This window comes from Pseudomonas sp. TWI628, assembly GCF_039673865.1.
Lineage (GTDB): Bacteria > Pseudomonadota > Gammaproteobacteria > Pseudomonadales > Pseudomonadaceae > Aquipseudomonas.
On record NZ_JBDJMM010000021.1, the window covers coordinates 29123 to 50248 of the forward strand.

At 53.1% G+C, this 21126-nt stretch carries 16 protein-coding genes, 1 tRNA gene and 1 pseudogene; 16 read left to right on the forward strand and 2 right to left on the reverse strand.

From position 1 onward, the window contains the following. Window positions 1–58 precede the first annotated feature (58 nt). The 4 genes from ABE528_RS17495 (at window position 59) to ABE528_RS17510 (ending at window position 4507) form a co-directional block, all read left to right on the forward strand. Window positions 59–469: a pilin gene (locus ABE528_RS17495; protein ID WP_346653628.1), complete on the forward strand. Its 411-nt coding sequence runs from the start codon at window positions 59–61 to the stop codon at window positions 467–469. Window positions 470–539: 70 nt separating this feature from the next. Next, window positions 540–615 (forward strand) — tRNA-Thr (locus ABE528_RS17500). Between the two features lie 161 nt (window positions 616–776). Further along, complete coding sequence (locus tag ABE528_RS17505; RefSeq protein ID WP_346653629.1) at window positions 777–2099, forward strand: integrase arm-type DNA-binding domain-containing protein; 1323 nt, start codon at window positions 777–779, stop codon at window positions 2097–2099. Window positions 2100–3571: 1472 nt separating this feature from the next. Then, on the forward strand, window positions 3572–4507 hold the full coding sequence (locus tag ABE528_RS17510) for a hypothetical protein (protein WP_346653630.1): 936 nt from the start codon (window positions 3572–3574) through the stop codon (window positions 4505–4507). A 686-nt stretch (window positions 4508–5193) separates the two neighbouring features. Here the strand turns inward: ABE528_RS17510 and ABE528_RS17515 are convergent. After that, entirely contained in the window at window positions 5194–5871 is a 678-nt protein-coding gene (locus ABE528_RS17515; RefSeq protein ID WP_346653631.1) for a hypothetical protein, read from the reverse strand. A 498-nt stretch (window positions 5872–6369) separates the two neighbouring features. Here ABE528_RS17515 and ABE528_RS17520 point away from each other — a divergent pair. The 10 genes and pseudogenes from ABE528_RS17520 to ABE528_RS17565 all read left to right on the forward strand — a co-directional run. Next, a pseudogene (locus ABE528_RS17520) lies at window positions 6370–6693 on the forward strand (transposase); the annotation flags it as partial. Between the two features lie 91 nt (window positions 6694–6784). Next, window positions 6785–8083: an AAA family ATPase gene (locus tag ABE528_RS17525; protein WP_346653632.1), complete on the forward strand. Its 1299-nt coding sequence runs from the start codon at window positions 6785–6787 to the stop codon at window positions 8081–8083. Window positions 8084–8130: 47 nt separating this feature from the next. Next, window positions 8131–8925, forward strand: a complete 795-nt coding sequence (locus ABE528_RS17530) for a DUF4435 domain-containing protein (protein ID WP_346653633.1) — start codon at window positions 8131–8133, stop codon at window positions 8923–8925. Window positions 8926–9111: 186 nt separating this feature from the next. Then, window positions 9112–12927: a hypothetical protein gene (locus ABE528_RS17535; protein WP_346653634.1), complete on the forward strand. Its 3816-nt coding sequence runs from the start codon at window positions 9112–9114 to the stop codon at window positions 12925–12927. Window positions 12928–13402: 475 nt separating this feature from the next. Further along, window positions 13403–14716, forward strand: a complete 1314-nt coding sequence (locus ABE528_RS17540) for a hypothetical protein (protein WP_346653635.1) — start codon at window positions 13403–13405, stop codon at window positions 14714–14716. Between the two features lie 345 nt (window positions 14717–15061). Then, window positions 15062–15907, forward strand: a complete 846-nt coding sequence (locus ABE528_RS17545; protein WP_346653636.1) for a DUF6602 domain-containing protein — start codon at window positions 15062–15064, stop codon at window positions 15905–15907. A gap of 2 nt (window positions 15908–15909) precedes the next feature. Next, window positions 15910–16233 carry an SEC-C metal-binding domain-containing protein gene (locus ABE528_RS17550; RefSeq protein WP_346653637.1) on the forward strand — a complete coding sequence of 108 codons (324 nt, stop codon included), beginning with the start codon at window positions 15910–15912 and terminating at the stop codon, window positions 16231–16233. A gap of 685 nt (window positions 16234–16918) precedes the next feature. Continuing rightward, window positions 16919–17728, forward strand: coding sequence for an AraC family transcriptional regulator (locus ABE528_RS17555; RefSeq protein ID WP_346653638.1), 810 nt, complete (start codon window positions 16919–16921; stop codon window positions 17726–17728). A gap of 103 nt (window positions 17729–17831) precedes the next feature. Continuing rightward, entirely contained in the window at window positions 17832–18464 is a 633-nt protein-coding gene (locus ABE528_RS17560; RefSeq protein ID WP_346653639.1) for an alanyl-tRNA editing protein, read from the forward strand. A gap of 25 nt (window positions 18465–18489) precedes the next feature. Beyond that, entirely contained in the window at window positions 18490–19107 is a 618-nt protein-coding gene (locus ABE528_RS17565; protein WP_346653640.1) for a LysE family transporter, read from the forward strand. 21 nt (window positions 19108–19128) lie between these two features. Here ABE528_RS17565 and ABE528_RS17570 read toward each other — a convergent pair whose 3' ends face one another. Continuing rightward, window positions 19129–19518 carry a 4-oxalocrotonate tautomerase gene (locus tag ABE528_RS17570; protein ID WP_346653641.1) on the reverse strand — a complete coding sequence of 130 codons (390 nt, stop codon included), beginning with the start codon at window positions 19516–19518 and terminating at the stop codon, window positions 19129–19131. 103 nt (window positions 19519–19621) lie between these two features. Here ABE528_RS17570 and ABE528_RS17575 point away from each other — a divergent pair, with 103 nt between their 5' ends. Continuing rightward, window positions 19622–20464, forward strand: coding sequence for a LysR family transcriptional regulator (locus tag ABE528_RS17575; protein ID WP_346653642.1), 843 nt, complete (start codon window positions 19622–19624; stop codon window positions 20462–20464). A gap of 102 nt (window positions 20465–20566) precedes the next feature. Further along, entirely contained in the window at window positions 20567–21010 is a 444-nt protein-coding gene (locus ABE528_RS17580; RefSeq protein ID WP_152959259.1) for a GFA family protein, read from the forward strand. Window positions 21011–21126 lie beyond the last annotated feature (116 nt).

The window sequence follows — 21126 nt, forward strand, 5'->3', positions numbered from 1 at the left end:
TGCCAGTTGGGGGCGAGCCTGACCTCCACGAGTACACGTATCAAAAAGGAAAACGTTCATGAAAGGGCAACGCGGTATCACCCTGATCGAACTGATGATCGTCGTCGCGATCATCGGCATTCTGGCGACCATCGCCTTACCGATGTACACCAACCACCAGTCCCGCACCAAGGCTGCAGCCGGGTTGCTGGAGATCAGCGCGCTGAAGACGGCGATGGAGCTGCGGTTGAATGAAGGCAAGGATGTGGGGAGTGTGGCTGAGTTGGGTGGCCAGCCGGCTACGGCGAACTGTGCGATCACGGTCAGCAGCAAGGCGGCGGACGGAACTGGAACGATTGTGTGCACCTTGGTTGATGCACCGGCCAATGCGGTGGGCAAGAGCCTGACCCTGACCCGCTCGCCTGCTGGTTGGGCCTGCACTACCAATATCGAGGAAGACCTCGCGCCGAAGGGCTGCAAAGCGCTCTGAGGGAAGGGGAATAAGGCCGGGGAAACAGGGGTTTACGCGGCGGGTGCGGCAGTGGTACGTTGCGCTACACGCCGGTGTAGCTCAGTCGGTAGAGCAGCGCACTCGTAACGCGAAGGTCGCAGGTTCGATTCCTGTCTCCGGCACCAGTTCAGGTTCCAGCGAAGGCTACCAAAATCTCTGGAACCCCCGTAAAACCCGCCTTCTGGCGGGTTTTTTCGTTATGGCGTTCCGTCGGAATCCGACAGCTGCCAGCCGATTTAGGGGTAACGTTTGGGATAAAGTCGATTCGATAAAGGGGTTTACCCTTATGGCTCGTACTACTGCTCCCCTGACTGACACCGCATGCCGCTCGGCCAAGCCTACTGACCGCCCCTACAAGCTTTTCGACGGTGACGGTCTTTACCTCCTCGTTTACCCCAATGGCCGCAAAGGCTGGCGCTTTCGGTATGTGAAACCGGATGGGCGAGAGGGGCTGACCTCGTTTGGCAACTATCCCGTCATTGGTCTCGCAGATGCTCGGCAGAAGCGTCTGGAGACCAAGCGGATGCTGGCTGAGGGCATTGATCCGATTGAATCCAAGCAACAGGCCAAGGCCGAGGCGGTTGTCAGAGGCCACACATTCGAGCGCGTTGCCTTGGACTGGCATAAGGAAATGTCCGTGAAGTGGGCGCCTGGCCATTCCAGGACCGTGCTGAGTCGTTTGAAGACTCACGTATTCCCGCTGCTAGGCGCACGCGCCATCGTTGATCTGGATACCTTCGATCTCATGCAGCCGCTTGAGGCGATCAAGAAACGTGGCACGATCGATGTGGCTTTGAGGGTACAAAACTACCTCCAAAGCATCATGCGTGAGGCGAAGCGGCTGCGGCTGATCACGGTGAACCCTGCATATGACCTTGAGGGTTTCATCAGCGCACCACGGGTTACTCACCGGCCTGCACTCCCGCTCTCTCGTTTGCCTGAGTTGATGGACCGCATCGAGAACTACAAGGGACGCACGCTCACTCGGCTGACAGTCATGCTGTCGCTGCATGTGTTTGTTCGGTCCAGCGAATTGCGCTTCGCACGCTGGAGTGAATTCGACCTGAAGCGCGGTATATGGGAGATACCTGATACGCGGCCCGCGTTGGACGGCGTCCCGTATTCGACACGAGGGACGAAGATGGCAGGTGACATCCATCTTGTCCCTCTGTCACCGCAAGCGGTGGTGTTGCTCGAACAGATTCATGCGATCACGGGGTACTTCGATCTGGTGTTCACCAGTGACGCTCGCTCGTGGAAGCCTATGTCCGAGAACACGGTCAACAGCGCTTTGCGGAACATGGGCTATGACACCAAGACCGAAATCTGCGGGCATGGCTTTCGATCCATGGCGTGCAGTGCCTTGGTCGAATCCGGGCTGTGGTCAGAGACGGCTATTGAGCGGCAGATGAGCCACAGGGAGCGCAATAACGTTCGGGCGGCGTATATCCACAAGGCCGAGTTCCTGGAGGAACGGCGATTGATCATGAGTTGGTGGAGTCGTTACCTCGAAGCGAACCGGCAGGAGCATATCTCGCCGCATGAGTTCGCGACTCAGTCCGGGGCAAACGTATCGAGCCTTAGAGCAAGGCGTGGCGCAGTCGAGTGAGCGCACGGCTTTGAAAGTTCGGTGATTTGCTTTCCATGCGGGTCCATCCAAACAGGGCTGCAAAGCCGCCCTGTTTGGATGGACCTCACCTAAAAAATCAAAAACACCAAATCGGTCACTGGAAACCACGGGATTCCGTACACGCCCCATGCCATTTTCAACCACAAAATCCTGCAAGCGAGTCGCTTGACCCCCTCGGATTGCGGGCGTAGAAAAGACAGTGCAAAGGCTGTCGTTGACAGCACTCCAGGTGACCCGAGCCTTAAAGGTCACGCCGCTCTGGCGGTGGCTCTCCCCAAGGGCGATTCGCATCCGGCAGCTCGCCCGGTCACTACCCATGTGATGGATGCTCTTACACATATGGCGCTCATGCGCCGATACCCCGTACCTAACTGCCCTGCAGCAACCTATCCGCCTGGCCGAATATTGCGCCAACCTGTGCCCGTCTCTTTCTTCTGGAAAGAGACGGGCACTTCTAACACTGCTCCAGCCCTGATCGCACAAGGCTTTGCGGCATTCCCCCTCGTGACAACCGGCGTGACAAACGCCGATGTCACCAGCAACAGCGCTGTAGATGATGGTGCCGCAGACCAAGGAATGGACTGCACCTGATTGACAGTCAGGCATGCCCCGGTCATCGCATTGCTGCCTGCACATGGCTCAGGATCTTCAGGCGCTGGTCTCGTCGGCCAGTGCTGCCTCCACCCGCCCACCGGTAACGGTGTTCAGGAGGCCAGATCATGAGATGCCCTCGCTCCCGGATGTAAGGAGCCGCCAGTCCCGCGTAGTGGACATTCCCCACAGGTCGCAGGGGCCTTGATCCCTGATAACACTCAGCATTCTTGGCGGGATGACGTGGGGCGAGGATTGGAGAACGGTAGATGAGGTGACTGACATGGCATTGGTGGGTAGACGCGATGGCTTGTTTCAAACCAGCCAATCACTGAGAGACTTCTAGTCCTTCATGTTTGGCTCATCGCTGATCGGTGTAGGCAGCGATTTTGATATCTTGATTGTTGGGCCGGCCGGCGACCAGCTGTGCCGGTTGAAGGCAGAGTTAAGGCATGCAGGCCAGGAGTTACCGCTCGACGTACTGTTTATGCTGACGGAAGAGGTAGAGGAGACGGGATTTGTTTCGAGCGAGGGGGGGCATTAGCCAGTTTCGCAACTGGCCGAGTTCAACGGACTGAATCGCTTCAGGTAGCTTAGACACGCTGCGAGTGTCTGCTCCCGGCCAAGAGCGAACACTCGCAAGTCGTTTCTATCTACTCCCAACGACCATCGGCGATTATGAAAAGCGGTTTGTCGTGGACAGTCGCTGAACACCCCATCCATCGTCACCACATTGATGATCCCAAAGCACACCCCGTGACGGAGTGGAGCTCAACGACTCTCCACTCCATATCACTACGTCACAAATGAGAATTGCTCGCATATAATGCCTTCTGGTATGGCGACTTGAATTGTGCTTGTTGAGTTCTGCACTGATTCACTATGATGCTATTTTGGACTCGATGCGAAAAAACATGGAAAGAGTTACAGAGAACATAATTCGCTATTCTGAGTTTTCTCATAAAGACTACTTGCCAGCCTTGCAGTGGCTTAAAGACTTGGGCTTCAATGTAAACAACTCCCGTTATGGAGCCATAATGAGAGAAATAGGCGAGTTTGATGAGGGTGAATACTCCAAGGAATCAGTTTGGGGTTTGTCGGAAATGGATACACTGTATCGCGTGTATTTAGGGTTTTCCGATAATGATTCTCTCTCTAATGTTGGCCTCGGAAAACTTATGAATGGATCGAAATATCTTAAGGATGAGAAAATAGGGGCGTCTGAAAATAGTCGAAACTTTATCTTTGAGTTGCAAATGGCAGAAGTCTTCTCAAGGGCAGGCGCAAAGATTGGGTTTGATACCACGGCAGACTTCAAATTCGAGTTGCCCGGTGGTCGAACCGGCTACGTTGAGTGTAAGCGAGTAACAAGTACAAAAAAGCTAGAGGCAAATTTAAAGGAAGCATATGACCAAATCGAAGTTAGATGTGGCGAGAACGATGTAGGTATAGTGGCCGTTGATATAACGCGATTGATTTGGCAGCATTTCGAGGGTGGTCTCATTAAGTCGAGTATGGATGAGGTCAAAGGCTATTTGCAGCATGCATCTGATGAGGTCACTAAAAGTATAAGAGAAGAGTATGTTTATTGCAGTACCGTTATGGTCATAGGTGTGTATTGCGTTCCGTTTATTTGCAAAGATAACGGCCAGCTTACGTACTACAGAGATATGTCTGTAAGCTTAAAATACTGGGAGAAGCACGCTCGCTCGCCTTATAACCTGAAATTCATTCACAGGGGCGGCCTTGCGTGCTGGATGGCCGACCACTTAAAGTTATCTATGAGCTCTCAGTAGTGAAGAGGGAGCCAGTCGGCTCCATTTTTCATAGGTCAAAGGAGAAAGTATAATCTGGAAACTGTAAAAGTTTGCCGGGAATGCACTCTGCGCGCAGAGATAGAACCTACCAGGTCGACTTGTTTTATTAAGTGTCGATTTATATTTCCAAAGAATCTATGGAGAACTCTCCAATGATGTAATTGGCGTCGACACTACAATCTATTGCCAGTTTGCTGAAATCAATCCGTGCACTGTTAAAAATTCTATTTATCTTTGCGATATTTAGAGTGATACTAGTGAATGCCATCTAAATATTCAAGTTTTTTACAAGCACTGGAGTCAGCGAAGTGTTCCAGTACTACCTTTCGGCCGCCATAAGTTGTGGCTTAACCTGTGTCCTGTCACCATTTTTTAAAAGTAATTATTTCCGGTCATGGTGCTGGCTTTAATTTGTTATTCAGGCTTTTGTTACGTGGTGGGTCTGTTTTAGCGAAATTCGAGGTTAGACCACCATTATTTTAGATTTCGCCAAATTCCATTTTTCTTGGGTTTCTTGAGCTTGACTCTAAACTTAATAAAGGCGGTCTAAAAATAAAACATGCAGATCTTTCTGTCGAATAAAAAGGACTTTCTATAAGCGCCGAGGCCAGTCTAAAGATCTCAAATGACGATCAGAGTAATAAATTACTCATGATTGATCAGTGTTAGTATTCCATGCCCTTGCTATCATTATTGTTTTTTTGGCTTTTAGTGCGTTTTTTTCTAGGTTTTGTTTCTGGTGTGTACTCGAGGCCATTGACATCAATCTTAATTCCGGAAAGCTTGCTGCAGGCAACACCCTCAATGAAGCTATCTCTTACGTCCCCGTGAATACAAGACAAAATTTGATCTAAAAAATAGTCATCAAAATCTATGCTATCTTTTTGCCATAGCTCCGTTGCAGGGTCGCCAATTTTAACCGTTGGCATTGCGCCACTGATATTTGGCGCCTCAAGTATAATGTAGCTATTTGTAATGCGGGCCATCTTTTTGCACTGATCAATTAATCGAGTATTTTCAGATTTTGACAGATTATCTATCGAGCCATTTTTTGCTTGAGAAATAATGGCTTTATTTATCGGGCGCTCCACTGCTTTACTCTGAAATACGATCGCAAAGTCGGCGCCATATTTGCTTTCTGCAGACCCCGCACCGCGATCAGCAATAATCGTAGGCGTAAATTGTATGAAGCCATTGTCTTTTCCAATATATAGCGTTCCATCAAGCCTCGCAATAAATGCATCCACGTACGCACTTTCCTGTAAGTAACGCCTCCTGTCTAAGTTTTTGCAAGCGCTTCGGAAGTGCTCTTTAATTCTGATTCTGATTTCTTCGTCATTCATGATCAATAGACTCGGCAAAATTATAATTTACAATGCGCAAGATAAAATATTAAGCGGCAGTTTATTTTCTATGTATGAGTGTTTATATTGTATATAAATGTATAAGTTCTTGTCGGGCGACAGCGCCCCTAATAAGAGAGCAAGCAGTAAGGTAGTTACTCGTCAGGGACTACTCCCTGTTTGCTCTTCGTTTTCTCGTTCGTAACTCCTGCGCTTTAAGTTGGGGAATCCATGTCACAGGAACCGTATTATTCGGATCGGTTCTGTCAAAGCCGAATTTTATTTCATAGACATATTCGGCTTTCAAATGATTTTGCTGGGTGGCGGAAGGCTCCTACACTTCCAACCTTCACGCATCTTATCTTACTGAACGAATAGTGCTGCTTGATCACTGTCTTCTCCTGGCCGTTAGGGATTCTCCGTTCAAGTCAGCACAGGCCGTCTGACCTGTGCTGAAATAGCCCTCCGTCCAACACCCCTCTACAAGCCCTCTATCCCATGAGTCAGATGAGCTTTTCCGATTTTGAGTACGCCGGTAAGCGCAAGCAAACCCGTCGCGAGCGTTTCCTGGCTGAGATGGAGCAGGTGGTGCCGTGTAGCGGTTTGGTGGCATTGATCGAGCCGCATTACTCAAAGGCCGGCGGTGGTCGCAAGCCGTACCCATTGGAAACCATGCTGCTTGTTCATCTGCTGCAGAACTGGTTCTCGTTGAGCGACCCAGCCATGGAAGAGGCGCTGTACGAGATCACTTCGATGCGCCAGTTTGCTCGCCTGACGCTCAGCGCTCCGATCCCCGAAGACACGACAATCATGAATTTCCGGCACCATGATCAAAATACATCGAGCACCACTTCCACTTGCGATGGCAATATGCAATCATCGCGCACAAGGGACTGTTATCTGATGGTGGCTCATGCGTGTCAAAGAAATTTATCTTTCCAAACTTTATGGAATTTATAATCACCGTATTTATCTAGATGGTGATGGGCTTACCATTATTCATGGGGCAAATGGAGTCGGTAAAACAGCCGTCCTTAAATGTCTAAAATTTATTTTTGACTGGGATCTTGAGGGGCTATCGAAAATTCCATTTCGACTCTGCCGGATAGAAATGGATAATGGGCTCATAATTTCAGCGGAAAGACCGCCTCGGGCAACTGAGGACGGTAAGCCGAGTTTTTCTGGCCCTGTCGACATAACTTTTCGTCGGCCTGATGGTTCAGTTGAGCATGCTCAAGTGCTCGATCCAAAAATGCTCGAGTTTTCTGAAAATATTGCAGAGGGTAAGCCGTGGCTAAGTAAAATACGAAAAGGCTTGTGGCAAGATCTTCGTGATGGGACTCTAGTCGAAGCCCAAGATGTCATTGCGGAATATCTGCCCGGCACTAAGAAAAAGAAGAAAAGCAATACTGCTTTTTTTGACAATATCCGAAATACTTTCAGCGTAAAAATCATCGATACTCATCGACTATCTGGCTTAAGTATTGACGATAAGAATGGTGCAAAGGTTTTAGACTGCGCCATCGACATGGTCAAGCAGATTAAGATCGTCAACGCTGACTATGCTAAGCGCGCTCAAGAGCTAGATCAAACCTTTCCCCACCGCTTGATCATGGAAAGCCAAACCAGATACAGCACTCCGGAAGTCAAAGATCGACTAAAGCGTTATGAGACCCGGCAAGCGCAGCTGAGTAACATTGGACTTCTGGCCACCCTTGAAGGGCCAATACTTCCATCAGATATTGATGCACTATCTGATGCAAAGCTTGAAGCAATTAGTTTGTTTGTCCAAGACAGTGAAAAAAAACTAGATGCTTTCAACGAGTTGGCAATCCGCTGCTCGGCGTTGTTAAAGTTAATTGGGGGTAAATTCACGAACAAAAGACTAGCAATCCGAAAGGACGAAGGACTGGTCGTGCTTGATGCTTTTCATGGGAAGCCAATACCTATCGATGCGCTATCGTCGGGAGAACAACATGAGATTGTCATAACCTACGAGTTACTATTTAAAACCCCTGCTAATACTCTCTTGCTTATCGATGAGCCGGAGATTTCTCTTCATGTTGCCTGGCAAAAAACTTTCATCGAAGACCTGAAGTACGTATCTAGCATTGTAGGATTTGACGCTTTGGTCGCAACTCACTCTCCATTCATTGTGGGTGATCATTATGAAATCATGCAAGCGCTAGACGATGGAGATCGTGGCGAATGATTTGCGCTAGGGATGTTGGGGATATTATATCCGAAATGAATATGACAATGGCTACGGAGCCAAAATCAATATTCTGGTTGCTGGAAGGCGTGACAGATATTAAGTTTTTTAAGCCTAAAGTAAGCGGCCATACAACCCTCATCGAGTGTAATGGGAAGTATAAGCTTATTGAGATTGTTAAGCGGATCAACTCCATAAAATCACTCCAGCATATTAGGGTTATGGGGATTGTTGACAATGACTATGACTGGCTGACAGGCTACTTGCTTCCGGATAACGTCATTTCGACAGAGCCGAGAGACCTTGAGGGTGTACTCCTTCGAGCAAACTGTATAGAAAACGTTCTGGCAGAATATGGCAATGTTAATGCCATTGCTCAGTTTAAAATGATGAATGGATCAGTCATTGACGCCGTATTGAACCGAGCAATGATATTCGGCAAAATTCGCGCAGCCAACAGCTTAACTTCCAAAGTAAAGCTTAAAGAGCTCAAGCCAATTCAGTTCTTCAAGAAAAATTGGACTTATGACGAAGATGCGGTTCTAGCCCGAGCAGTCCAGCTGGGCGTATGTAACACAGTCGAAGATCTAAAATTAGTTATCGAAAACCTACCCGATGCTCCACCGTGGCACTACGTGCGTGGTCACGACGCAGTGGATGTACTCTGCGGAGGATTAGCCTCGGTTTTAGGACCAAGCAAAGGTATCTGTGCTGCGCAAATCGAGCCAATCCTGCGACAGTCATTCAGTTATCAAGACTACTTAAAAACTGAGATTTACAGCTCTTCGAAAGCGTGGCATGAACGGCAGGGACTCGATTATCCATGCCCGGCAGCTGTTTAAAAGAGTGACAGACCTTTAGCGGGTAAACTCCCGTTCGACGCTTGACATGAGTAGGCAGAGTCAGCTCACAGTGTGGATTCAGGGCTGTACGAGATCATATTCCCTCGCACAGCCCTGTTTCATAACTAGCATTGCCGGGACTAATGTCTTCACGAGATATCGTCCTCGAGTCAACGCTTGGAGCTAATGCGCGACGAATTTCTTGGCCATCGAAAAGGGAGGTTTGGTTTGGCGACAAGAGCTGGCTCTCATGCGGGACGTGGGTTCCGCTATCAGGATGCGGTTGCGGCAAGCCTTGCCGTAGAAGGCTTTGTCGGTCGTTTTGGATACGGCAACGTCGTCCCTGAAGGGGGGGACGATCTTGAGCTCCGGACGGCCCGCGCTAGAACGCTCGCGCAGGTCAAGTCACGACGCAATCACATGGGCCCGTTTTCAGCTCGCTCCGTGGCGGGCTTCGTCATGAAAATGTGGGACGGAAAAGGGCTTCATCCTGACGACCAATTTTTGCTGGTGCTCGAGAGCAATGTTGGTGAGCGCCGCACTGCCTTCCGCCAGTTGCAAGAGCTTTCCGCCTATCCGAGCGTCGTAGCCGAGCTGAAGGGACGCAAGGGGCTGGCTGGCCTCATTGCCCGAACCAAGGTGCTTGTGCTGCCTGACCCTCGCGGAAGCGCAGTAGCCCAGATTTCGGCTAGACAGGCCTGTACCGCCTTCGAAGCCGAGATGTACTTCGCGGACCTCCTGGGCGTGGTGGGACACCTCTCTGATGACAACGGCACTCGAGCGGAGAATGCTTATCTTGGGCTTGCCGTATCTGATGTTCAGCAGCGGTTCGACGCGCTACAGCCGCTTTTGAGCTCGGCGCTAGTCGAGGCAGCGCTAATCGAGGGCTTGTGTTCAGCTGTGGACTTCCTGACCCCTGATGAGGATCCGCTGTTCTACCTAGGTGTCGATGCGCAGGCATCACATGTAGCCGCAGGACTTGTTGTAGAACGCCCTGAGCTCCGTGCAGCCGTTCTCCAAGGACTGGAAAGTCGAAGAAACGCGCTCATTCACGGTGCTTCCGGCTCAGGAAAGTCAGCAGTCCTTTGGGAAGCCGCGTATGCCAGTCGCCACGCAGTGCGTTGGTTTCAGGTTCATCGTCTGCCGCCGGCAGCAGTTGCGTCACTTGTGCAGCTTGCGCGCTCCAGACGAGCGACTGCAGATGCGCCCGTCGGCTTCATCATCGATGACGTGGGCCGAGGGTTCTCGGAGGGTTGGACCGCGTTGACTGCGGAGGTAAATCGCACTCCTGGGCTGCTGCTTTTGGCATCTGTACGAGAAGAGGATCGCTATCCGCTGGTAGATAACCGTAGCGCTGCCCAGGTCAAAGTGCAGGGTGACGACACTCTTGCTGAACGAGTGTGGCGAGAGTTGAGGGATAGAGGGCAAACCGCTTGGCAAGGATGGCGAGAACCTTGGGCGCTTGCGGCTGGCCACCTACTTGAGTACACCCACGTGCTTACTCAGGGGCATCGATTGAGCGAGACGCTGCACGCGCAGATTGCTGCGCGGATGAACGACGTCTCTCGACACGACGAGCTGGATGTCTTGAGGATGGTGGCTTGTGTGAACGCCGCCGGTTGCGGTGCCGATGTGTCAGAATTGCCTCGCGTCTTGTCCAAACCAGCGACTACGGTCTCGCTAGCGCTGACCAGACTCAAGGATGAGCACCTGGTTCAAGACACGCATGACGGCAGGATCGTGGGGCTGCATGAGTTGAGATCTGCAGAGCTACTTCTTCTGTCTCACGAATTCGCGTCGCCCTTGTTGTCGACTACGGTCGCAACCGCAGTTTGGCTGGTGCCGGCATCCGAGATGTCTCGGTTCCTTGAGCGCACGCTCTCTAGGCACGACGGATGCGATGACGAGGTAATTGAAGGCCTGGCACTGAGATTGGAGGCAGCACCTACAACGGCGCTCCTCAGCGCGATTCTGACAGGGCTGGATCACACGAACGCGCATCGGGTGATCGGACGATGGCTCCAGACCGCCGAAGCACTAGCGATGGCGAAGTCGTTGCTGGGGACGCCTGCTGGACTTGCAATTGGCGACGTCGAGCCACCAGATATCGGTCCGATAGTCTCGGTATCTCGACGCTTTTCTGAAATCAGGACTGAGGTCATCGCTTCAGGTTTGACCGCTCGCTTTTTGGCTCGGTTAGCTCCAAGCGATCTGCGCCGCACGCTCCAGGCGGCGAGCAGCATGGGGGACTTGACCCGGCTCATGGCTTCGCTACTCGGCCAAGTCATCCCGGCTTCGCACTTGAGGGAGCTGGCCACATTTTCCCCCCCGCTTGTCGACACGGACTTTCAAGCCATAGTTTCGCTACTAAGAGTTACAGCAAGGGTCGACAGGGCGCTGGCGATCAGTTGGGTCGATGCAGTAGGGCAAGAGGTGTTGTTCCAGCGCTTCTCCGACCATGTGGCATGGGCTGAGGCACCGCGCCTGAGCCCATGCGAGGAAGGTAAAGAGGTTCGCTCAGACTTCTGGTACGTAGCAACCTCCGTGCAAACCGACCTTAATCACGAGGTGTATCAGACTTGTGAGACCTTGCTGGCGTTGACACCTGCAGCAGATATTGTCTCCAGCAACGCGCTCGGAGCTGACGGGAGCATCGTCCCGTCCACAATTGGAGGCTACCCGCTTGCTTGCAAACGCATGCCCAGGGCGAACGTTCCCGCGCCCGAACAGGTTGCCCGCAATCGTGCGTGGCTGGCCATTCTCAACGCGGAATTGGCTGCTAAGAGCTACACCGCATATCTAGCGCAATGCCTGGATCTGCTCAATTTGCTCGTCCCGAACCTCAGAGCCCTGCTTGACGGGCAATTCAGAGGGAAGACCAATACAACGGCGCTCAACGTTTTGGGGCGCATATACGACGCTGCTATCAGCTTGGTGGCGCCACAGGAGGAGCAGCCAACTGCTGAGGTTCAGAGCTGGTCGAGGCTGCCATCGATCCTGTCCAGTTGCTCCACGGACCTAGTCCGGAGGTTTCTTGCGCTGCCGCAGGGTGCTCCGGCCTACATGGGATGGCTTGCAGACCTCCAGAAAAGCATCACGATTGCGGCGTCCGAGGAGTCATGGGATGTGTTGTCAATCGAGGCTCCGAAAGAGTTGGATGAGCTACGACGCCTTGTGGAAATGTTTCAGACGATGGCCGGTGAGTCTGAAAAAAAAGGGCTGCACCCGTTCCTCACCCACCGCTGCCAGACGGCCCCAAAGGGAAGTGCGCTTGGCAAAGCGGCACTGGCCGCGCGCCGATATCGCGAGGCCGAGTTCAATAACTTGGAAGGTAGACTAAGGGCCGAGTTGACCGCAATAAGCCCTGGCATCGGCGTTCATCTGCTGTCTGAGGCTACCATTCACGAGGTGTGGCCGCCTGCGGATGTGCTGGTCACTTTGCCTGTGAACACCGATGGAACAGGCGTGGACCTGGAGAGTGGCTGGGCAGCCTGGCGCGCTCTCGTTGATGACGGGCGCAAGATTTGCGTCCTGCCGGTCATGAACAAGCTCGGATTGACGAATCTCGCTACATCTGGCTTCGACAGTCTGTTCCCGGTCCTACCAAATGAACTGGCGCAACCCTGGTGTGCCGCCGCAGGACTCCAGGCAGCTCCGCTGGATTCGCTAAACGTATTTACTCGTCTCACCAACCCGTTGGCAGAGCTCCAAGGTATTGATGCGTATTGGAGCAGCAAGGGAACCAGGATGCCCGAGGAGGAACGCATCTATCGGGCGATCTTCGAGACTCTCGACGAAGCGAGGGAGGCTTGGAGCAATTTGGCGCTCACGGATGACATCAAGGAGGCTGGCCTGCAACTTGTGGATGCCGCTCTTCAAGGCGAGCTCTCGATTGCGAATGCCGCTGCAAGGCTGCTGCACGGCGAACGGACCCAGACTATCGAAGCCATCGAGTCATTCGTCCTAGGACTTACCGTATTCGACTGTCAGCGCAGTGCATAAGCTCGGCAATGACAGCTATTGATGACCGCCCTCCTGCTGAAGGTGGGTGGTGGCTCGGCGTAGCACTTTGAATTCCTTCCAGACTGGTCTGCCGCAAGTCAGGGCTTTTTCACGATGGTTCGCCACCTGGAAATAGGCTGAGGATAGTTTTAGAGATAATGAGTCATACCCTGAAGAACAATACCCATTGAATTCAGCCTCTTTCGTGTTGATACGATTCCTGTCTCCGCACCAATAAAATCAACGTACCTAGTGATTTAGCGCCTTTTTGTCAGCCTTGCGTGACAGCATGGTGACAGCAGAAAATCACTTATTTTCCAGGCGAGTTTGCCGTCTTCACTCTCCTTTGAGGAAGGTTGCCGGCTAAATTCCTGCCCGGGACGCCATATTCTCAGTAGGCTCCAACCGTTTTCCTTGCGCATGGATATCTTCATGGGCGCAGGGAGGATGCAGTTATTAGACAAGGATGGTGCTTATGAGCGGTCTGCTTGATCCTGTTGTAGATGAACTCGATGCGATCATAGAGTTGTTGAAATCCACAATCACAACTGCAGCACCGCTTAGCATAAGCAGTGGCAACTGGTCATTTCCCGGGGTGTCAAAGGCGGATCTGATCACCCGTGCGACTGAGCTCAGGGCGCGAGTTGCAGATGCTGCTGAACCTACGTCTGAATCCTCATCGGCAATTACCGGGCTCGCTGAGCGGCTTACGTTTCTCCGAACTCACACAATTCCGCAGTTGGTCTCGCAAGCAGCCAGTGCTGTCCCCGCTTTTCTCATCACGCTGGATGCGGTTGATAAATCTCTGTCGCCGCTATTTGTTGACTTCAAGGCTCAGGCGTTAAAAAATTCCCAGGCAGTAAAGAAAGCAACAGTTCAGGTTCGCTCGTTAGAAACGAGACTCAGGGAGTTGACGCCGCGAACAAAGACGCTGGACGAGATGGTTGGGCGGATTGAAAAGGCCCATGACGCCGCTGACCAACTCCCGACTGATTTGGAAACTTTAGCTGAGGCACAGAAAAAAGTATCTGAGCTTTTGTCCAAGGCAGAAGGCGATAAGGCCCTTCTCGCAAGCATTCTGGGTGGTGCCGAGGATGTCAACCGACAGATGATCCGCCGGGCAGCTGAAGCGAAAGAGATTTTGGAGCGTTGTGAATCTGCCTACTCTTCAGCTACTAGTTTGGGGTTGGCAGCTGCTTTTTCTGAGCGATCCAAAGCATTGGATAACTCCATGTGGGGCTGGGTCGGCGGCTTGGTCGTCTCGCTTCTCATTGGCGGAGGCTTCGGTTCATGGCAGTTAAGAAACCTAGCTGATGTGCTTGCTAATCCACAAGCGCAAGGGCTGAGCATCGGTGTCAATCTGGTATTGTCAGTGCTGTCAGTCGGTGGGCCAGTATGGTTCGCTTGGCTAGCCACGAAGCAGATTGGACAGAGATTCCGGCTTTCAGAGGATTATGCCTTTAAAGCCTCCATCTCCCGAGCTTATGAAGGCTACAGACGTGAAGCCGCTAGAATCAACCCTGATCTGGAGTCTCAGCTTCTCCAGTCAGCTTTGTCTAGGTTGGATGAGCAGCCTTTGCGATTGGTTGAGTCTGCAAGCTATGGCAGCCCTTGGCATGAATTACTATCCTCTGACGTTGTTAAAGATGCTGCTAAAACAATTCCTGGGTTTGTTGATAAAGTGACGGAGTTTGCAAGCGACTCCCTTGACAGGCTTAAGCCCAAGAAAACTCCACCAGCGGCGAACTCTGAAATCCCTTCAGCTGCGGCGGAGGGTGATAAGGGCTAGTAACATTGAGAACTCATAATCCTTTGGTCCACGGTTCGAGTCCGTGTGGGCCCACCAATGAATTCAAAGGCTTGCAGCAATCTGCAGGCCTTTTTTATTTTTTGACCGGTCGATTTTCCCCGTTCGTTCCCCGTTTCTCCTTTCGGACACCAAGGGCCCGCTGCTTTCGGATGGCCCTTGGCGTTCAGGCAGGTGCTATTGCGATGCCTACCCCAGGAACTGTCCCGGGTGGCCTGCTAGGATGGTCATGGCTAGTTGCCAAAAGTCTTTCGATGGTGTTCATCAACCATCAAGAAGCCATTGCCGGCGCGCAAACTTATCTAGGGACAAAGTCAGGGTGGGATCATGGGGTTGAAGGACTTATTCGCATCCATAGAGATGACGATGCTTGCCAAGTTCAAAGAGTCTGGCTTCATTCAGCATAATGGAGACAAAGGGGAAAACCGGGAAGAGCTACTTATGGACTTCCTTCAGAAGCATCTTCCGTCCCGCTATGGTGTTACCAAAGGAGAGGTGCTAACACAAAGCGGCCAACGCTCCCACGCTATTGACATCATAATCTACGATGCCGTTAATTGCCCAATACTTTACTCAGGTAAGACATCAATACTTCCAATGGAAGGAATTTATGGGATCATTGAAGTCAAGTCATCGCTATCTAAAACAGAGTTTGATGATGCGGCCAAAAAAATCGCATCTTTCAAAGAGCTAGCTCCTCGCGACCTTGGAGTTATACAGACCGAAGAGCACGTAACTTTAGTTAGACCCTCCAGGCCATTCGGAATAGTTCTAGGCTATCAGCTAGCAGGGAACTCGTTAGAGTCTCTAAAGCAAAACTGGCAAGCGCAATGTGCCGCCGTTCATAATGTGAATTACTTTGTAAACCTCATATGCGTCTTAGGCGAGGGGCTACTAAGATACGAGCACGTTGATTTCAGTGCCGGTGAGAAGCATATGCTTCTGGATACGGACGAGTTTGTCAATTTGGTATTGACTGCCCACAAGCGTGCCACAAACAACGAGCCCGAACTTCAATCTACGCTTCGCATTGTGATCGAGGGTGCGAAAGATGCTACGTTTGGCAGATTTTTCACGTATCTTTTAGTCATGCTTACCAAGATGAAATTAAAAACTCCTGAGCTAGGACGTTATATCGACCCTGACATGCCAATCACTGTGATGAAGGTATAATCATGGCCAAGATCGATCTAGACGAGCCATGTCCTTGCGAATCGGGAAAGCTCTATCGAGACTGTCATGTCACTGCGGTTGTTCAAAGAGCACTTCCGCCGATAGAGGAGGAAATACCACTTAAAGTAATTCCTGAGCCGGACCCCAATACCAGGGCGGTTTTCGAGAAAACTACCGAAGGCACAGTTCTATTCCAAGGGTATGACGTTGGAGTTGCATTATGCTGTGAAAAATGCCGCTCCCATCTCACCCAAGGAATCGCAAGAACTCAGATTGTGGGTATTGTAATTAAATGCAACAACTGTGGGTCCTTCAACGAGACCTAATCACCACTGGAATTTAACGTACTTTCTCTTAAAGGGGGGTATCCTCAAAACCGAGGATGTTCGATAAAACCGGTGCCTTGGCGCTGACAGGATCGGCTTGCCCGAAGAAAGCCACCGAGCTGTTTTACGTGGGCCACCCGAAGGCCGAACGGGCCTTGCTGGGGCTGTTCTTAAGCCAGGCCGACGCCGAGTGCGGACGCGTAGTTTTGCGTAGTGCTGATGCGGTTCATCTTGAAGATGGGGGATGGGGTGGTGACCACGGCGGCTCCTTTGCTGGCCGCTATGGTAAGAAATGTTCGGCTGGGTTTCCGTGTAGAACAGTTGCCGGGTGTTTCTCGCTATGTGGTGCTGCGCGCTGAGCTCCAGTTGCTGCTCGATCTCTTTTCTAGCAGTTAACGCGATCACTGTGGGAGCGGGTTCACCCGCGAACATGGGCGAAGCCCGTGCCATCCACTCATCACCCGCTGCACCGGCCACATCACAGTTCTACATCCGTCCGTCTGTCTCCGCACCAGATATCAAGGCTTGCAGCGACGCAGGCCTTTTTCGTGTCTTGAAGAAAGTCCCAGCGATCCCTCCAGCCAAGCGCTGACGCAGCCTTGCCAAGCCTTCAACCCGACAACCACGCCAGCCCCCACAAGATCAGGTATGAGATGATCCCCTCCGGTGTGGCAGGAGGCGGTCGATGGCAGACCACGTTCATTACAAACGCAACAGCGAAATCCCCGGGCTGGTGCTGAGCGAGGCGCGTTTCTCGAGCTTTCGTTTCGGCAGTCACTACCATCTGGATTTCCACGTCGGCCTGATCACCGATGGCGTGCAGCGCCAGGTGCTCAATGGCGAGACGACGCTGCTCTCGCCGGGCACCATCCAGTTGATGCCACCCGGCGAAATCCACGATGGCATCAGTGCAGGCGACGACGCCTACACGCTCAAGACCTTTCGCGTATCCGCCGACCTGTTGCGCAGCGTGACCGAAGAGCTCACGGGCCGTGACCAGTTTTCCGCCCTGGGTGGCGCGGTGTTGCAGGATGCCAGCCTCGCCATCCAGCTTTCTCGGCTGCACGACGCGCTCGCAGCAGGCCTGCCTACAGACCCGCTGTTCGTCGATTCTCAATGGCTCATGCTGCTCGGGCGGCTGTTCGCCCAAGCGCGGATGGTCAAGCCGCAGTTCGTAAAGGGCACGCTTTCGATCGTGCAGTGGCATTGTGTGCGGGACTACTGCAACGAACACTTCGCGGACAAGATAACGCTCGAAGAACTGGCTGCGTTGTGCGACCTGGAGCGTTTTCACTTCCTCAAGCTGTTCAAGCAAACAGTCGGCATGACGCCACATGCCTGGCTGGTGCGTTTGCGCCTGGAGCGCGCCTGTGTGCTGCTGAGCCATACCCAGTGGGAATTGACCAGGGTCGCGCAAGAGGTGGGTTTCTACGACCAGAGCCACTTCAATCGGGCCTTCAAGCAAGCCTTTGGGGTTGCACCGTCTCGTTACTGATCGCTGTTGCCCCATCAATTTTTTACAAGTGCGCGAAGTCCTCGCCCTTTAGCCTTGAGTCTTGAGCGGGCGCTGCCCTGGAAAGTAACAAGGATTTTGATCGATGACGCAACGGGCGTACTACACCAGCGATGAGTTGACCTTGAGCACGCACGTGGTGCGTTGCACGCCGATGGAGGATGGACGGTGCCGGGTCTATTTGGCCGAGACCCTCTTTCACCCTCAGGGCGGCGGGCAGCTGGCGGATCAGGGAACCATCGCGGGTATCCGGGTAGAGGAGGTGCTCAATGTCGAGGGCGATGTGGTGCATGTCGTCGGGCAACCCGTGCCCGTGGGCAGCGTCGAGATTGCCATCTCGCCCGAGGTGCGTGCGCTGCATGCTCGCCTGCATTCCGCCGGTCACCTGATTGCTTGTGTCGGGCAAAGCTTGGGCTGGCTCCCCAGCAAAGGCCACCACTGGCCGGGGGAGTGCCGGGTGGTTTTCGAGCGCCAGGCGGGTTGCGAGCCGCTGACGGCCGAAGGCATCGAGGCGGCGGTGAACGCGCTGATCGAGCGTGAGCTGCCGCGGCAGTTGAGCGACCAGGACGGCGTCCGCTCAGTGTGTTTTGGCACCTTGCCGATGCACGGTTGCGGCGGCACGCATGTCGCCTCGACGGGCTTGGTCGGGCCGATCCAGGTGCTCAAGCTCAAAGAGAAGAAAGGCCTGCTGTCGGTGCATTACGACGTAGCGCGATAGACAACGAAGTAACTGGAGACATCACGTGGACTACGTTCCCCAGCTTTTGACCATTGGCGCCGTCATGCTCCTGGCCTGCGTAAGCCCAGGCCCCGATTTCATCGCCGTCACTTCCAACGCCTTGGTGAGCCGCAGCCGAGGAATGGGTGTTGCAATGGGCACCAGCGCAGGCATCGCCATCTGGGCGGTGCTGGCGATTGTCGGACTGGGTGTTTTGCTGAGCACAGTGGCGTGGTTGTATGACGCGATTCGGGTAGTGGGCGCGGCGTATCTGATCTACATGGGCATCAAAATGCTGCTTGGCGCGCGGCGGCCTTATGCAGCCCTCGAAATCAGCACGACGCAAAACACCACCACAGCAGCACCCCGCGTCGGGTTGCTGGTGTCTGCCACGAATCCTAAGGCCGCGGCGTTCTTCGGCAGCTTTTTCATCACCGTGCTGCCGGCACATGCCCCAGGCTGGGTGATGGCTGCTGCCGTGGTGGTGGTCACGCTTGTTGCGTTTGCCTGGTTTTCCACGGTGGCATTGATGTTTTCCACGGCTCGGGTGCGGGCGTTTTACACAAAGGTGCGTCGGCCGATCGATGCCGCAATGGGCGCGGTACTGGTGGGGCTTGGCTTGCGGCTAGCGCTGGTTCGATAACGCCAGGCCGAGTTACCTGCTTCAGCTCCACAGCTTCGCGCTTTGCGGCACCCCGCCATAGCCATAAGCCGTAGCGCGCACGTCTATGATGTGGACGTTCGAATGAGGGTGCACATTGCCGATACGTCCCGAAAGCAGATCATAGGCCTCACGCTGATACCGCCGTTTCTGCTCCACTGTTGTCGTTTCGTCTGTGATCGTGACCTCCAGGCGAAAGCTATTGCGCCCCAAGCTCTCAAGCGATTCATTCTCGATAAACCACAAGCCAGGGTCGACGAACCGAACGATCACCATCGTTTGTGATGGCTGCTTGTCCAGAACGCGTGCAGTCAGTTCAGTCAGCTCGTGGCTGAGGTCGGACGCCAACGCAGTATTCGGCGCGCCGGACAGGGTCAGGGTGATACCAGGCATTTGAGTCATCCTCGTCAGTGAATGTGCCTGTAACTTAGCCTTTGAACATGTTCCTAAAAAGCGGGAAAATCAGTGCTCATCTTCCTGTTTATCCGGAACCTGCATGTACCACTTCGACATTGCTCAGCTCCACGTCTATTTGGCGGTCTGTGAGGCAGGCAGTATCTCGGCAGCCGCCCCGGCATTGTTTCGCTCGACCTCCGCCATCAGCGAACAGCTGCGCAAGCTGGAAGATGCCATCGGTGTCGAGTTGCTCATTCGCGGCAAGCAAGGCGTTCGCCCAACACCTGCTGGTGAACGACTTTTGCGCCACGCCAGGCAGATCATCACCCTGGGCGAGCGGGCGCTGTCCGACGTTCGAGGCGAACAGTTCGAAGGGGAGATACGCTTAGCGATCACTGATTACTTTCGCCCCGACGACATTGCAGGGCTGCTGAAAAAACTTCGTGAATGGCATCCACGGCTTCGACTGCATGTGGTGATGAAAAAGAGCCTGGAAATTGATCGGGCAAATGACCACCTGGACATTGGCTTGGCCATGCGTTTCAACGAGCGCGTGTCTTCATCCAACCTGTTTGAAGTAAGGCAGGAGCCACTGCAATGGGTAGCCGCTGCCGGTTGGGTTCCAGAGCCTGGGCAGCCGCTGCCATTGCTCGCGATCAGCGGGTGCGGATTGTCGGAGTACAGCTGCCAGGTGCTGGAACGCGCCCATGTCGAATACGAGATCGTTTACTCGACTTCAGGGGTGGCGGGGTTGCAATCGGCATTGAAGGCAGGGCTTGGAGTTGCGTGCCTTAACGCGAGTGCTGTCCCCCATGGTGTGGAGCCTTACAGGACTGGCTTGCCGGTATTGGCGCAAGCCAGGTTCTCGCTGCTTCCACCGCGTAAGGGGGAGTCTGCGCTAGTGGAAAATGTGCGGCGCTTGTTGCAGGGTTATCTCGCATAAGGTTTGGGACGAGGCATTCATCGTTTCATTCAGGCTAATAGACACCCATTTTGGCCTTGCCCCGTGAATATCCAGATTGGCTTCTCAGACTAGAGAAACGCTATGACTGATGAAAAAAACGATGATCGCCCTGTTTATCAAGCAGCCTGCCATTGCGGAACAGTGAGATTTTCACTGCGCTTGACCGACGGGCTGCGTACAGCGCGAAGGTGCAACTGCTCGCTCTGCCGCATGCGTGGCGCCGTGGCGGTATCAGCCAACCTGAACGACATCACCGTCACCCAAGGCGAACAAGCGCTGACCCTTTATCAATTCAACACACGTGAAGCCAAGCACTACTTCTGCTCGAAGTGTGGGATCTATACCTTCCATCAGCGTCGCTCTGTGCCGGACCAGTACGGGGTTAACGTGGCTTGTATTGAGGGGATGAGCCCATTCGACTTCCCGCAAGTGCCTGTCAGTGAAGGACGCAATCATCCTAAAGACCGCGTAGGTGGGGCAGCAGGGGTTGCAGGATGGCTGCGGTATGAAAGCAACCTTGAGTGACTGCACAGCTGGCGTGGGAAGTCGTCTTCCGACATAGATGAATTCTCTTGCAAGCCTGCGCGGGTGCTTGGGTTGTTGGGGCCGCTTTGCGGCCCATCGCCGCGGTTCGTCGCCAC

Bases quoted from the DNA above. Each gene is read 5' to 3' on its own strand.
- ABE528_RS17505 (WP_346653629.1), top strand. From the start codon at position 777: ATGGCTCGTACTACTGCTCCCCTGACTGACACCGCATGCCGCTCGGCC.
- ABE528_RS17550 (WP_346653637.1), top strand. From the start codon at position 15,910: ATGGCCAAGATCGATCTAGACGAGCCATGTCCTTGCGAATCGGGAAAG.
- ABE528_RS17560 (WP_346653639.1), top strand. From the start codon at position 17,832: ATGACGCAACGGGCGTACTACACCAGCGATGAGTTGACCTTGAGCACG.
- ABE528_RS17545 (WP_346653636.1), top strand. From the start codon at position 15,062: ATGGGGTTGAAGGACTTATTCGCATCCATAGAGATGACGATGCTTGCC.
- ABE528_RS17580 (WP_152959259.1), top strand. From the start codon at position 20,567: ATGACTGATGAAAAAAACGATGATCGCCCTGTTTATCAAGCAGCCTGC.
- ABE528_RS17515 (WP_346653631.1), bottom strand. From the start codon at position 5,871: ATGAATGACGAAGAAATCAGAATCAGAATTAAAGAGCACTTCCGAAGC.
- ABE528_RS17540 (WP_346653635.1), top strand. From the start codon at position 13,403: ATGAGCGGTCTGCTTGATCCTGTTGTAGATGAACTCGATGCGATCATA.
- ABE528_RS17555 (WP_346653638.1), top strand. From the start codon at position 16,919: ATGGCAGACCACGTTCATTACAAACGCAACAGCGAAATCCCCGGGCTG.
- ABE528_RS17530 (WP_346653633.1), top strand. From the start codon at position 8,131: ATGGCTACGGAGCCAAAATCAATATTCTGGTTGCTGGAAGGCGTGACA.
- ABE528_RS17535 (WP_346653634.1), top strand. From the start codon at position 9,112: ATGCGCGACGAATTTCTTGGCCATCGAAAAGGGAGGTTTGGTTTGGCG.
- ABE528_RS17575 (WP_346653642.1), top strand. From the start codon at position 19,622: ATGTACCACTTCGACATTGCTCAGCTCCACGTCTATTTGGCGGTCTGT.
- ABE528_RS17525 (WP_346653632.1), top strand. From the start codon at position 6,785: ATGCGTGTCAAAGAAATTTATCTTTCCAAACTTTATGGAATTTATAAT.
- ABE528_RS17570 (WP_346653641.1), bottom strand. From the start codon at position 19,518: ATGCCTGGTATCACCCTGACCCTGTCCGGCGCGCCGAATACTGCGTTG.
- ABE528_RS17495 (WP_346653628.1), top strand. From the start codon at position 59: ATGAAAGGGCAACGCGGTATCACCCTGATCGAACTGATGATCGTCGTC.